This window comes from Pseudomonas sp. RL, from assembly GCF_000647775.1.
GTDB classification, from domain to species: Bacteria; Pseudomonadota; Gammaproteobacteria; order Pseudomonadales; family Pseudomonadaceae; genus Serpens; species Serpens flexibilis.
Genome location: NZ_JBOY01000108.1, coordinates 1 through 12,716 on the forward strand (window position 1 = coordinate 1; position 12,716 = coordinate 12,716).

The following is a 12,716-nucleotide window of genomic DNA, read 5'->3' on the forward strand; positions in this document are numbered from 1 at the left end:
CGGCCAGTCATGGGCCAGAAGCCGCGCCATGTCCGCCGGCTGCAGCGGCGGCGCGGCGCGGCCATGCCGCTCGGCGGCCTGGCGGGTGTAGTGGTCGAACAGCAGGGGAATGTCCTCGCGCCGCGCGCGCAGCGGCGGCACTTCGATTTCCGCCACGTTCAGGCGATAGAGCAGATCCTCGCGGAAGCGGCCGGCGCGCACCTCGTCGTGCAGGTCCGGCTTGGCGGCGCTGATCACCCGCACGTCGACGCGGATGCTGCGGTTGGAACCCAGGCGCTCCAGGCTCTGCTCCTGGATCACGCGCAGCAGCTTGACCTGCTGGGCCAGCGGCATGCTCTCGATCTCGTCGAGGAACAGGCTGCCGCCGTCGGCGTGCTCGATGCGCCCGATGCGCTTGCCCTGCGCGCCGGTGAAGGCGCCGCTCTCATGGCCGAACAGCTCGCTCTCGAAAATGCTTTCCGGAATCGCCGCGCAGTTGAGGGCGACGAACTCACGCCCGGCGCGCGGGCTGAAATCGTGCAGGCTGCGCGCCACCAATTCCTTGCCGCTGCCGGTCTCGCCGCGGATCAGCACGTTGACTGGCGCGCCGGCCAGCTCCAGCACCTGCTGGCGCAATTGCACCATGGCCGGCGAGGCGCCCAGCAGCAGGCTATCCAGCTGCCCCTTGCGGGCCACCTGGGCGCGCAACTGGCGGTTCTCCATCACCAGCCGACGGGTATCCAGGGCGCGGCGCACGCTGTCCAGCAGGCGCTCGGGACTGAACGGCTTCTCGATGAAGTCGTAGGCGCCGCGCTGCATGGCCTGCACCGCCATGCTCACGTCGCCGTGGCCGGTGACCAGGATCAGCGGCAGCTCTCGGTCGATGTCCGCCAGGCGCTCAAGCAGCTGCAGGCCGTCGCAGCCGGGCATGCGCACATCGCTGACCAGCACACCGGAAAAGTCGCGACCCAGCAGCGGCAGCGCCTCGGCGACCCCGGCGCAGACGCGCACGCTGACCCCGGACAGTTCCAGCCACTGGCGCACCGCCTGGCGGATGGCCGCCTCGTCGTCGATGAACAGTACTTCGGTGCTCATGCCCGTTGCCTCTCCGTCATGCCGATATGCTCCACCGCCGGCAGCCGCAGGGTGAAGATGGCGCCTTGCGCCGCGTTGGCAGCCTGCAGGCTGCCGCCCAGGTCACGCAGGATGCCATAGGAAATCGCCAGCCCCAGCCCCAGCCCCTCGCCCACCGGCTTGGTGGTGAAGAAGGGATCGAACAGGTGGGGCAGATGCTGCGGATCGATGCCGCCGCCGTTGTCGGCCACCGACAGCGCCCAGCTCTCCCCGTCGCGGCGCGTGCCGATGGCCAGGCAGGGCGCAGGCTGGTCGGCGCAGGCGTCCAGGGCGTTGTCCAGCAGGTTGACCAGCACCTGCTCGACGCGGATCGCCTCGCCCAGCACTTCGGCGCGCGGGTCCACCGCCAGCTCCACGCGCACCGCCGATCCCCGCAGGCGCGGCGCCAGCAGCTGCAGCGCGCGCTCCACCACCGGCGCCAGACGCACCTGTTCGCGCAGCCCGCCGGGACTGTTGCGGGCGAAGGTCTTCAGGTGGCCGGTCAGCGCGCTCATGCGCGCCACCAACGCGTCGACCTGCTCCAGCGCTTCCGCCATGTCGGCGGCGCGACCGCTGCGCTGCAGCAGCTGCAGGCTACCCAGCTGCATGCGCAGCGCGGTCAGCGGCTGGTTCAGCTCGTGGGCCAGGGCGGCGGACATCTGCCCGAGCGCGGCCAGCTTGGCGGCCTGCACCAGGCCCTCCTGGGTGCGGCGCAGCTCCTCGGTGCGCTCGACCACCAGCCGCTCCAGCTCGGCGCGGCTGCGCCGCAGCAGCTGGCGGTTGCGCCGGCGCTGCAGCCCGTAGAGGGCGCCGAAGGCCAGCGTCATCCACAGGGCGGCGGCGATCAGCCGGTAGGCCAGCACCGTGTCGGCGACCACCGCGGGGTCCTGCAGCAGGTGCAGGGTCCAGTCCTCGGTGGGCAGCGCCTGGTGCTGCCAGAAATAGTCGCGCGGACCGTCCGGCCCGTGCAGGCGACGCAGCTCACCGTCGTCAAAGGCGAGCCGCGTCTCGCTGGGCAGGGCACGCAGGTTCTGTTCGGCGTACTTGCGCTCGGCCAGCAGGCGCGCGCGTTGTTCGCCGCTCAGCGGTTGCAGGTGGCCGAAGCGCCAGGCGGGCCGGTTGCTGAGGATCACCACGCCGTGGTCGTCGCTGATCAGCAGGGTGCCGTGCTGGCCCACCCAGTCGCGCTGCAGCTCCTCGAGCTCCAGCTTGACCACCAGCACGCCGAGCGGCTCGCCATCCTCGACCCGCCGCGAGAAGAAGTAGCCGGGAATGCCGGTGGTGACGCCCACCGCGAAATAGCGCCCGGCGCCCTGCTCCAGTGCGTTGCTGAAATACGGGCGGAACCGGTAGTCGTGGCCGACGAAGCTGCTCGGCTCGTTCCAGTTGCTGGCGGCCAGCGTCTGGCCGTGGCGGTCCAGCACATAGAGCACGCTGGAGCCGGCCGCCTGGTTGAGGCGCTCCAGCCGCTCGTTGAGGGCCTGGCGCAGCGCCGGGTTGTGCGGATCGCGCAGCAGGCGGTGCACGGCGGTGTCCTCGGCGAGCAGCGCCGGCAAGGCGCGAAAGCGCTCCACCAGGGTGTGCAGATTCTGCCGGTACAGCTCCAGCTGCGCGCGCCCTTCCAGGCTGCGGGCTTCCCAGGCGCTGCGCTCGCCCAGCCGGCCGGCCAGCCAGACGCACAGCAGGCCGCCACAGAGGATCAGCAGGACGTGGAACAGGACGGAACGGCGCAGACGGGGCACGACGCGACTCGGCAGGCGAACGGGATCGGCATGGTATGCCAGGCGGCGCGCGCGTGCAGCACGCCTCCATCGGGTCGCACGGGGCCCGTTTGTTGTAGGAGCGGCTTCAGCCGCCGGCTTTCGCCCATGACCGCACGACAAGCATCGCGGCTGAAGCCGCTCCTACGGCCGCTCCTACCGGTTCGGTGCCTCAGACGTACAGGTCGGCGCGGCTCCAGGGCAACCTGTGCGAACCGTCGGCCAGCGGCCGCACGGCGAGGATCTGGTGCAGGTTGATCCAGTTGTGGCGGAAGCCGTAGGCGCAACCGGCGAGGTACAGGCGCCAGATGCGCAGGGTCTTCTCGTCGACCAGCCGCGCGGCTTCCGCCAGCCGCGCCTCGAGGTTGCCGCTCCAGAACTCCAGGGTACGCGCGTAGTGCAGGCGCAGGCTTTCCACGTCCACCACATCCAGCCCCTGCTCGCTCATCTGCGCGATGGCGGTGGACAGGTGCGGCAGTTCGCCGTGGGGGAACACGTAGCGTCCGATGAACTCGCCGGCGCCGCGGCCGACCGGCCGGCCATCCGGATAGCGCGAGGTGATGCCGTGGTTGAGCACCAGGCCGCCCGGCTTCACCGCGTCGAACAGGTGGCGGAAGTACAGCCCCAGGTTGGCGTGGCCGACGTGCTCGAACATGCCGACGCTGACCACCTTGTCGAAGCGCCCGTCCCCGGGCAGGTCGCGGTAGTCCATCAGCTCCAGGCTCACGCGATCCGCCAGACCCTCGGCGTCGACCCGCTCGCGGGCCAGCGCCAGCTGCTGGCGACTCAGGGTGATGCCGGTGACCTGGACGCCGTACTCCCGGGCGGCGAAGCGCGCCAGGCCGCCCCAGCCGCAGCCGACATCCAGCAGTCGCTCGCCCGGCTGCAGGCGCAGCTTGCGGCACAGGTGATCGAGCTTGGCGCGCTGCGCCGTGGCCAGGTCTTCCGTGCCGGTCGGGAAATAGGCGCAGGAGTAGACCATCTCCGGATCGAGCCACAGGGCGTAGAAGGCGTTGGACAGGTCGTAGTGGTAGGCGATGGCCTCGGCGTCGGTCTGCCGGTCATGGGCCACGCGCGCCTCCGGCGCGGTGCTGTCGGCCACCCCCATGGCAGCGCTGAGCTGGTCGGCCAGGGCAATGACATCGGGCAGCGGCCCCTGCAGGTCCAGGCCGCCGTCGATATAGGCGCCGGCCAGGGCGTCCAGGCGCGGGCTCGCCAGCAGGGCGAGCAGCGCCGGATCCTTGATGTCCAGGGTCACGCGCGGGTCCGGGCCGAGCTCCAGTTGCTGGCCATCCCAGAGCCGCAGACGCAGCGGCAGGCGCAGCGCGCGCAAGGCCGGGGGGAGAGTCGCCTGCATGTTCCAGTTCCTCCGTTGGGGGTCTGGAACTCAAGCGTAGACCAGCGCGGCGGCGCGCCGCCGCGCGGGTTTACAGGCTGGCGGCGGGCCGGGCCGGCTGGCCGCCCTCCTTCGCCGCCTCGCCCAGGGTGCGCAGCAGCTGCCAGAGCCAGGCCGGCATGTCGTCCGGATCCAGGCTGTCGAGCAGGTTCTTGATCGCCAGGCCCAGGTCGGTGTCGCCCTCGATCACCAGGCGCCGGCGGAAGAACAGTGTGTCCGGATCTTCCTGGCGGCTGGCCAGCAGCAGGAATTCCTTCCATTGCCCGCGAATGCACACGTCGGCGCTGTCGCCACGCACCAGCCGCAACCCGCCCGGGGTGCGGGTAATGTTCCAGGCCAGGCCCAGGTCGCTGACCTCCAGGCGCAGCCAGCGGCCGTCGAGCAGGTCGAAGGCGCCGTCAGCCAGCGGCGCGGCGAAGATGCGCGCCACCGCACGCTCCAGCACCTGTTTCTGGATCGCGAAGGGCACGTGGCGGCTCAGCGGCAGCAGGGGTTCGCCGACCTTCAGGGCCAGGCGCGCCAGTTTCGGGCTCAGGGTCAGCACAGGCCCACCTCCTCGGCGCGCAGCATGCCGGGCTGGCCGTACCAGTAGCCGTTGCAGCCGTCGATGGCCAGCGGCGGCAGGGCGCCGCCACGCACCGCGTCGAAGCCGCGAATGATCTCCGCCATGCCCTCGGCGCGCGGGCTCAGGCGCAGGATGTCGACGCCGCTGTCGCGCAGCTGCGGGTATTCGGCGAGCAGGTTGCAGACCCTGGCCGACATGGTCTGGATGCCGTTGATGGTGAACATCGCCTCGCCCTCCTGGCTGAGCAGCGGAATGCCTTCGGGGTAGTTCTGGCAGACGAACTCGCAGTCGTCCTTGGGGCGGTTCTCGGCGCGGGCGGTGAAGCAGCGCGCCGAGTAGGCCAGCGGCAGGTGTCCGTAGGCGAACAGCTCCACTTCCGGACGCGGCACGCCCAGCGTATCCAGCTGCTGCAGGCTGTCGCGCACCAGCGCGCCGGAGACTTCCACCGGCGGGCACCAGCGGCGCATGCCCAGGTCGATCAGCTCGGCCAGCGCGTGGCCGTTGTAGATGTTCAGGGCCGGTCCGGCGACGAACGGCAGGCGGTTTTCGCTGAGCATCTGCACCGCGCCGATGTCGTTGGCCTCCACCAGCAGCTCGCCGTTGTTGCACAGGCGGCGCAGGCTGGACAGCTCGCTGGCCGCCTCGATCAGGGTCAGGCCGGAGAGCACCAGTTCGGCCTGGCAGCCGGCCTCGCGCAGCTCGCGGGCCAGACCCAGCCAGCCGTCAAGGCTGAAGGCGCGGCGCTTGGAGCAGACGGTCTCGCCCAGGTAGATGATGTCCAGCGGCTGCTCGAGCATCTCGGCGTAGAAGTTCTGCAGTGTTTCGCGGGTCCAGTAGAACAGGACCGGTCCCAGGCTGAGTTTCATGCGGTTCTCCTCACTGCCAGGCACGGTGGTAGGCGCCCAGGGTTGTCTGGCTGCCCTCGGACAGCCCGCCCAGCGCGGCGCGCCAGCCGGACTGCACGGCGAAGTTCTTCGGCGCGCGCTTATAGGCATCCAGCGCCTCGCGCCAGACGTGAGTGACCTGCTCGACGTAGGCCGGGCTGCGCTGGCGGCCTTCGATCTTCACGGCGGCGATGCCGATCTCGGCGAGCTGCGGGATCAGGTCCAGGGTGTTCAGGCTGGTAGGTTCTTCCAGGGCGTGGAAGCGCTGGCCGTTGACCATGAAGCGGCCCTTGCACAGGGTCGGGTAGCCGGCGGCCTCGCCGTCGGCGTAGCGGTCGATGAGCACGCCGTTGAGGCGTGAGCTCAGGCCCTGGGCTTCCTGCTCCCAGCGCACCGCCTTGGCCGGCGAGCAGACGCCGCACAGGTTGGGCGATTCGCCGGTGATGTAGGACGACAGGTGGCAGCGGCCTTCGGCCATGATGCACAGGCTGCCGAAGGCGAACACCTCCAGCGGCACCGTGGTCTTCTCCGCCAGCGCCTTGACCTGCGCCAGCGACAGCACGCGCGGCAGCACCGCGCGCTTGATGCCGTAGCGCTGCTGGAACAGGGCCAGCGCCGCCGGGTTGGTGGCCGAGCCCTGCACCGAGAGGTGCAGGTTGAGGTTGGGGTGGCGCTTGCTGGCGTAGGCCAGCACGCCGGGGTCGGCGCAGATCAGCGCATCGACGCCCAGGTCGGCGGCGCGGTCCACCGCGGCCTGCCAGCGTTGCCAGCCGCCGGGCTGGGCGTAGGTGTTGACGGCGATGTACAGCTGGCGGCCTTCCTTGCGTATCAGCTGCAGGCCGGCATCCAGTTGCTTGTCGTCCAGGTTCAGGCCGGCGAAATGGCGGGCATTGGTGTCATCGCGAAAGCCGACATAGATCGCATCGGCACCCTGCCGCACCGCGGCCTTCAGGGCGGGCAGGCTGCCCGCCGGACAAACCAGTTGCATGGCAACACCTCAAGCGCAGTAAACCGACCGCACTTTAGGCGCATGTCGCGCAATCACCCTTGATGGTCGTCAATCAAACGGTGCCGAGGGTCTCAGGCCGGTTCGAGGACGGTCTGTTTCGCCAACGGCCAGTTCCAGTGCGGCGACGCGGGATCGCGCAAGCGCTCCACATGGCCGGCGATCCGCGCGATCAGGGCTTGGTCCGCCAGCGCATCGAGCCCGGCATAGGCGCGCCCCTGGTAGTCGCTGGCATCGGTCAGTACATCCGCAACCGAACGGCGCCGCGCGTAGACGTCGCGGATCCACAGGCACTCCTTGTCTTCCGAGCCGGAATAGCGCAGCGCATAGACAATGCCCAGGGCGGTGCCGAATTCGAGCATCGGCGTTGCAATCCCGTGGCGGGCGGCCAGTTCGATGTTGCCGAGGATCCGCTCCTTGCGCTGCAGCTTGCGGCGCGGATCACGGCCGACGCGCACACAGGTGTCCTTGAACGACTCCTCGCAACGCTTGAGGAAACGCTCGACGAAGGTGTCGATGTGCGTCTTCAGTGCCGGGTTGTGCGCCAGCATCGCCGGCTTGATCTCCTGCTCCAGCAGCCGACGCACCAGACGCCTGACCCGTTCGTCGCCCATGCCCTGGCCAATGGTGCGATAACCCAGCAGCGCCGAATACCAGCCGATGATCGCGTGGGTCCCGTTGAGCATCTTGTTCTTGATGGCCTGGATCTCGGCGATGTCGTCCACCGTGCGTACCTGGCGCAGGCGCTCGAGGATGGCGCTGCCGCGCTCGGCGTACAACGCCATCTCCGGCCCGCTGTGGAAGAGCACGATGTTCAGGGTTGCCAGCGCCCGATCCAGCTGCGCCGCCTCGCTGAGCAGCTCGACCAGCGACTCGACGCCCAGCGCGCCAGGCTGCCGGGGCAGCGTCTCGAAGCTGCCGCTCGGCACGGCGGCGGAGAAGCTGCCGACATTGATGCGCACCTGCTTGAGCAGCGCCTCCCGGGAGACCCGCGACACGATGCGGTTGACCACCGTCTCGGCGAAGGTCGTCGCCGCCAGCACCTTGCCCACCTCTTCGGCCGCCAGACGCTGCTCCAGCGCCCGGCCGACGCATCGCCGCACATAGGCCGCGCCGCCCACCTTGTTCAGGGCCACCAGCACGGTCAGCGGCCCGCGCCGCGCTCGCCGGCGCGCAATGAGGCCGTCGGCGATCAGCCCGGCCTGCTGGGCGATGGCGCCTTCCGGCAGGCTCAGGCCGACGATCTCGGCCTGTTCGTAAAGCGCGATCACGGCCGCCTGATTGTCCGCGGCGATCAGGCGCACCCGGTCGATGGTCTGTTCGAAGGCCTGATCCGGGTAATGCACGCTGTACTTGCCATAGGCGTTGACCAGGTCGCGCAGCAGTCGATTGTTGGTCACGCCGACGATCTCCGCCGGTCGGGTATAGCCATCCCAGTGGGCGAACAGCTGCGCCAGGTAGCCGCCACCGATGGCGCCGAAGCCGTGGATGGCGGCGACATGGTCGTTATGGGTCTGCGGAAAGGGATCGGTGAGCGCCGGCACCGGCAGCAGCGGCGTGCAGGGTGCCAGGTCAGCGAGGAACGCTTCCAGGCTGTCGTAGGCACGCAGCGCCTTCGCCTTGATGGCCGGGGCCGGCTCCTTGATGTCCTTGAGCAGGATCGGCAGGCCACCGCAGGCCGCGCCGGACAGCAGGCCGTTCTCCGAGTCCTCGAAGACCAGGCACTGTGCCGGCGCGCAGCCCAGGGCCGCCGCCGCGGTCTGAAAGATCTCGGGATGGGGCTTGCCATGGCTCACTTCGTCGCCACACACCGTGGCGTCGAAGTATTTCAGCACGTTGGCATTGATCAGGTACTCCTCGGCGATGGCGCGCCGGCTGGAGGTCGCCACCGCCAGGCGCAACCCGCTTTTCTTCAGGCGTTCCAGGACCTCGTAGAGTCCCGCCTTCACCGGTACGCCATGGGCGCGCACATGGGCCAGCTCCAGCGCATCGGCGCGGGCGCGGATCTCGGCATAGGGGTAGTCCGCGCCGTAGCGCGACTTGGCCAGCGCCTCGGCCTTGCGCGCGCTCAGCCCGAGCGAGCCGAGCAGCACCTGGTCATCGATGGCTTCGCCGAACAGCTCAGTGGAGGCTTGTCTCAACGTCTGGAAACGCAGGCGCTCGGTATCGAACATCGTGCCGTCCATGTCGAACAGCGCCGCCTGGATGAAATGTCCATGGAAGTTCATAGGGATTCTCCTTGACTTCAGCCACCGCCGATGGACGCGACGATTGCTGGCCCTGCACGCGCAGGGCCTCCCGACGCCGGCGGTGTGAGGATGGGCCGTCACCACGGGGGTGACGCAAAGGGAGGGCAGTGACAAGACCTGTCCAGGTCCCACAGCCGGCTCGGCCCGGCAGGGCAATCCGGTGGAAGGCGCGCCGGGCAACGATGGGCGTGCAGACAGCGATGCGGAGTTCCTCCTTCGATTGCGACCCGAAAGGGCCGCCGAATTAGGCGAACCGCCCAAGGACAGTACGTCTCGCACTGAAAAGGCAGTGAGCAAGGTGCTCAACAAGAATGCAGATGAAACATCTGCCGCCATTGATGGCAGCCGGGGAGTCTACCGCACCTCATCCCCAAAAACACATTCGCGGCGGATTGGCGCAGATCGCCGAAGAATGATCGTAGATCCTGAGGACTGGCTGGCCACGACACGGCAGCTCGGCCGCAGGCGATGCCGTACGCCCGCCTTCGCCACGCTTGGATCGGGAGCGAACTACAGTGAAACACGTGGCCTCCCGAGGCCCCGTTGCCATTCCCTGCAGGGGAACGTGCGAGGCCGTATGGACAAGCATCCGAAGCATTCGCCAATCGCCCAGTTTCTGGGTCGCCTGACGCTGATCGCCCTGGTGCCCTTCACGCCGGGCAGCGTCCAGGCCGAAGCGGATGAGGCCATGGACATCCTGCTGGGCATGACCGACTTTCTGGCCGGCCAGCCGCACTTCAGCGTCGCGGTCCAGAGCAGCTATGACGCGGTCCAGGCGGACGGCCAGAAGATCGAATTCGCCGAGAGGCGGCGCCTGCTGCTGGCACGGCCCGACCGCCTGCGGGTCGATCTCGAGGAAAGCGACGGCCTGCGCCACCAACTCATCTACAACGGTCACCAGATCTCCCTCGCCACCCCGCAAAGCCACGTCTATGCCCAGGTCAGTCAGCCGGGCACAGTGGACGACGCGGTCAGGTTCTTCATCCGTGATCTCGATATGCGCCTGCCCTTTGCGGTGCTGCTGGTCAGCAACGCCAGCGAAGAACTGCAACGACGCACTCGGCAAATCGATTATGTGGAGCAAACCCAACTGGCCGGCGTGACCGTCCACCACATCGCCGGAAGGACGGACAGCGTCGACTACCAGGTGTGGGTCCGCGACGGCGACACGCCCCTGCCGGTGCGTCTGGTGCTGACCTATCCGGACGCCGAGGGGCAGCCGCAGTTCCGGGCGGATTTCCGCGATTGGGACCTGAAGCCAGCGCTTCCCGATGATGCCTTCGTCTTCACGCCGCCCGCCGACGCCCGGCAGATTCCCTTCGCCAGCGAGCTGCCGGGCAGCGTGGCCCCCGCTGTCGCGCCCCCGTCGAGTGACGCGCCAGCTGGAGAACAGCCATGAAGTCGCTCGCCAGAACCAGCCTGACCGGTCTGGCCGCTGCCTTGTTGCTGCTGGGCCCCGCCCTGCAGGACAGCAACGCGCAAGGGCGTGGGGGTGGGGGCTTTTCCCGTGGCGGCGTGGCCGCCTCCGGCGCCTTCTCTGCACGGGGCGGCGGCATGGCGGGGGACAGCTTCCGCGCCAGCGCTCCCAATCTCGCCGCAACGCGACCGGAGGTTTCCCGGCCCGCGCAACCACCGTCGGCCGAGCAGCGGCCGCCCGGGGACCGGTCGCCACCCACCAGTCAACGCCTGCCGGGTGGCTACCCGCCGCCAGGCAGCCAGCAGCCGCCGCAAGGGCATACACCGCCGCCGCCGCCGCCGCCGCAGTACCACTATCACGACCATGACATCGACTGGGATGATGACTGGGACCACTCGGATGCCGCGGTGGGTTTCGTCGTTGGCGCAGCCACAGGCGCGCTGGTCAACGAGGCCCTGCAGCCCGACGTGGTAGTCACCGAGATCACCACTGCCAGCGCCCCGGCGCCGGTGGCCGTCACCCGCCTGCCCTGCTCGCCCGCGTCCAGCCTGGTGGGCGGCGTCACCTACTACCGCTGCGGCAGCACCTATTACGTCCAGGCCTACACACAAGGCGGCCTGCTGTACGTCCCTGTGGCACCTCCCTGAGCCTACGGAGCGCGGCCGGGCGCATCCTGTCGCAGCATCAGCTGTCGTTGCAGGGTGTCGTCCAGGTAATGCACCCCGGCCATGACTCCGTTGTCGCGGCTGCTTAGCCACGCGCGCCACTGCGCGTCGAACGCGGCACCGAGGCTTTCACGCAACCGGGCTTCCCGCTCCGCCCGGTCGCTTTCTCGCACCAGCGCCGTCACGCCCATCACACCCAGGGACAGCACCGCACCCGCCGGGCCGATCATGGCCGACACCGCGCTCGCCACGCCGCTGGTGGCCAGTTCGGCCGTCAGCTGGCGGCTGGCCTGCGTCGCCACCGACGAAATGCCGGCATCTTCGGACCAGAGCACGGCGGCGGCGGGCGCTTTGTGGACATGTGCCGCCAGGGCGCGGTAGGCGGGCAGCCTGTCGAGACGCTCGGTGCGGATCAGCTGCCCAAGCGAGGCGTTCCGGTTCGGGGGCGGCGCCAGGGTGATGGCGGGAATCGCCTCGAGCCGTCGCTCGAACTGCTCCGCGGGAACCCCATGGCGCGCGGGAATCCTCGCCAGCAGCTCACCCATCAGCCAGAGGTAGAAGCGCGTCGTGCGCTCCCTGATCCTTACGGGATCCGTTTCCCTGGCCACCGGCACCAGCACGCGCTTGCGGTATTGCTGCTGCAGGTAGAACGCCAACCGGTCGACGACCTGTTCCTCGTCAGCGGCGCCCAGCCGGTACCAGGACAGCTTCACACTCAGCCACTGGCGGGCCCGGTAGCTGGAAAACCAGGGGATGAACTCCGCCTCGGTGCGCTGGTAGACCCGCTCCCGCCATTCCTGCATGGCATCGCGTGCGAAGTGGCTGGCCTGCTCGGTGGCGTCTTGCGAGGCGGCGAGGATGGCGCGATCGACCTGCCGCCAGGTGCCGGGCGCAACAACCTCGGGCGGGAGGCCCGACACACAGCCGGTCAGCAGAAGCATCCACATCACCAGCAGGATGCGCGTGTTCATCATTGCAGGCCCTGAAGCAGAAAATGCTGCGCCGCAGCCACCCTCAACGTTTGTGCGCCGGCCCGTCTCCTCCCGGCGCGTCGGCCAGCCACCCGCCACCCAGCGCGCGGTACAGGCCCACCACCGCGCTCAGCTGCTGTTGGCGGGTCTGCGATTCCAGCAGCTCCGCCTGGAACAGGCTGCGCTCCGAATCCAGCACTTCGAGGTAGCTGACCAGGCCACCGTCGTACCGCGCCCGCGACAGCCGCGCCGCATTGCGCGCCGCCGCCAGTTGGCGCTGGCGAGCCAGATGCTCGTTGCGTGACGTACGCACGCGGGTCAGCGAGTCATCCACATCGCGCAGGCCATCCAGGACAGCCTGCTCATAGCCCAGCCGCGCCTGTTCGGCGCGCTGGCGCTGCGTTTCCTCCACCGCCCGGAGCTGCCCGGCGTTGAAAATCGGCGCAAACAGGTTGGCGAGGAGGTTCCAGCTTTCATTGCCGCTGTCGACCAGATCGCTCAGGTCGCGGCTGGCGTAGCCGAAACTGCCGGTCAGCGACAGGGAGGGCAGCCGCTGAGCGCGCGCGATGCCGATGCGCGCGGTCTCGGCGGCCAGCTGCTGCTCGGCGGCCAGGATGTCCGGACGCCGCTCCAGCAAGCTCAGCGGCAGGCCGGCTGGCACCTCGACCGGCACGCGTTGCGCCGCCAGCGGCGAGCCGCGCGCGATGACCC

At 69.3% G+C, this 12,716-nt stretch carries 11 protein-coding genes; 2 read left to right on the top strand and 9 right to left on the bottom strand.

Annotated features, from left to right (window positions below):
- From AS93_RS0115225 to AS93_RS0115255, 7 genes are all read right to left on the bottom strand, one after another.
- Nucleotides 1–1,074 (bottom strand): sigma-54 dependent transcriptional regulator (locus AS93_RS0115225; protein WP_027591410.1); only part of this gene is annotated, 1,074 nt, incomplete at its 3' end.
- Nucleotides 1,071–2,834, bottom strand: a complete 1,764-nt coding sequence (locus AS93_RS0115230) for an ATP-binding protein (RefSeq protein WP_027591411.1) — start codon at nt 2,832–2,834, stop codon at nt 1,071–1,073. The genes AS93_RS0115230 and AS93_RS0115225, both read right to left, overlap by 4 nt.
- A gap of 190 nt (nt 2,835–3,024) precedes the next feature.
- Nucleotides 3,025–4,209: a C17 cyclopropane fatty acid synthase CfaB gene (gene cfaB, locus AS93_RS0115235; RefSeq protein WP_027591412.1), complete on the bottom strand. Its 1,185-nt coding sequence runs from the start codon at nt 4,207–4,209 to the stop codon at nt 3,025–3,027.
- Nucleotides 4,210–4,279: 70 nt separating this feature from the next.
- Nucleotides 4,280–4,792: an SCP2 sterol-binding domain-containing protein gene (locus AS93_RS0115240; RefSeq protein ID WP_275451968.1), complete on the bottom strand. Its 513-nt coding sequence runs from the start codon at nt 4,790–4,792 to the stop codon at nt 4,280–4,282.
- The gene (locus AS93_RS0115245) at nt 4,786–5,679 is read right to left on the bottom strand and encodes a U32 family peptidase (protein ID WP_027591414.1); all 894 of its coding nucleotides are present in this window, start codon (nt 5,677–5,679) and stop codon (nt 4,786–4,788) included. The genes AS93_RS0115240 and AS93_RS0115245 overlap by 7 nt, the downstream gene beginning before the upstream one ends.
- Before the next feature lie 10 nt (nt 5,680–5,689).
- Nucleotides 5,690–6,685 (bottom strand): peptidase U32 family protein, encoded by a 996-nt coding sequence (locus AS93_RS0115250; RefSeq protein WP_027591415.1) that lies wholly within the window; start codon nt 6,683–6,685, stop codon nt 5,690–5,692.
- A 92-nt stretch (nt 6,686–6,777) separates the two neighbouring features.
- A complete protein-coding gene (locus AS93_RS0115255; RefSeq protein WP_027591416.1) occupies nt 6,778–8,931 on the bottom strand; it encodes an HAD family hydrolase in 2,154 nt (717 codons plus the stop codon).
- A 598-nt stretch (nt 8,932–9,529) separates the two neighbouring features.
- Here AS93_RS0115255 and AS93_RS19530 point away from each other — a divergent pair.
- On the top strand, nt 9,530–10,351 hold the full coding sequence (locus tag AS93_RS19530) for a DUF2092 domain-containing protein (protein WP_218185753.1): 822 nt from the start codon (nt 9,530–9,532) through the stop codon (nt 10,349–10,351).
- Nucleotides 10,348–11,016, top strand: coding sequence for a hypothetical protein (locus AS93_RS0115265; protein WP_027591417.1), 669 nt, complete (start codon nt 10,348–10,350; stop codon nt 11,014–11,016). Before AS93_RS19530 ends, AS93_RS0115265 begins: the two co-directional genes overlap by 4 nt.
- A gap of 2 nt (nt 11,017–11,018) precedes the next feature.
- Here the strand turns inward: AS93_RS0115265 and AS93_RS19535 are convergent, their stop codons facing one another.
- Nucleotides 11,019–12,008 (bottom strand): hypothetical protein, encoded by a 990-nt coding sequence (locus AS93_RS19535; RefSeq protein ID WP_037009561.1) that lies wholly within the window; start codon nt 12,006–12,008, stop codon nt 11,019–11,021.
- A 40-nt stretch (nt 12,009–12,048) separates the two neighbouring features.
- Nucleotides 12,049–12,716, bottom strand: a 668-nt coding sequence (locus AS93_RS19540; RefSeq protein ID WP_037009553.1) for a TolC family protein, incomplete at its 5' end; no start/stop codon positions are given.

Bases quoted from the DNA above. Each gene is read 5' to 3' on its own strand.
- cfaB (WP_027591412.1), bottom strand. From the start codon at position 4,209: ATGCAGGCGACTCTCCCCCCGGCCTTGCGCGCGCTGCGCCTGCCGCTG.
- AS93_RS0115245 (WP_027591414.1), bottom strand. From the start codon at position 5,679: ATGAAACTCAGCCTGGGACCGGTCCTGTTCTACTGGACCCGCGAAACA.
- AS93_RS0115250 (WP_027591415.1), bottom strand. From the start codon at position 6,685: ATGCAACTGGTTTGTCCGGCGGGCAGCCTGCCCGCCCTGAAGGCCGCG.
- AS93_RS0115255 (WP_027591416.1), bottom strand. From the start codon at position 8,931: ATGAACTTCCATGGACATTTCATCCAGGCGGCGCTGTTCGACATGGAC.
- AS93_RS19530 (WP_218185753.1), top strand. From the start codon at position 9,530: ATGGACAAGCATCCGAAGCATTCGCCAATCGCCCAGTTTCTGGGTCGC.
- AS93_RS0115265 (WP_027591417.1), top strand. From the start codon at position 10,348: ATGAAGTCGCTCGCCAGAACCAGCCTGACCGGTCTGGCCGCTGCCTTG.
- AS93_RS19535 (WP_037009561.1), bottom strand. From the start codon at position 12,008: ATGATGAACACGCGCATCCTGCTGGTGATGTGGATGCTTCTGCTGACC.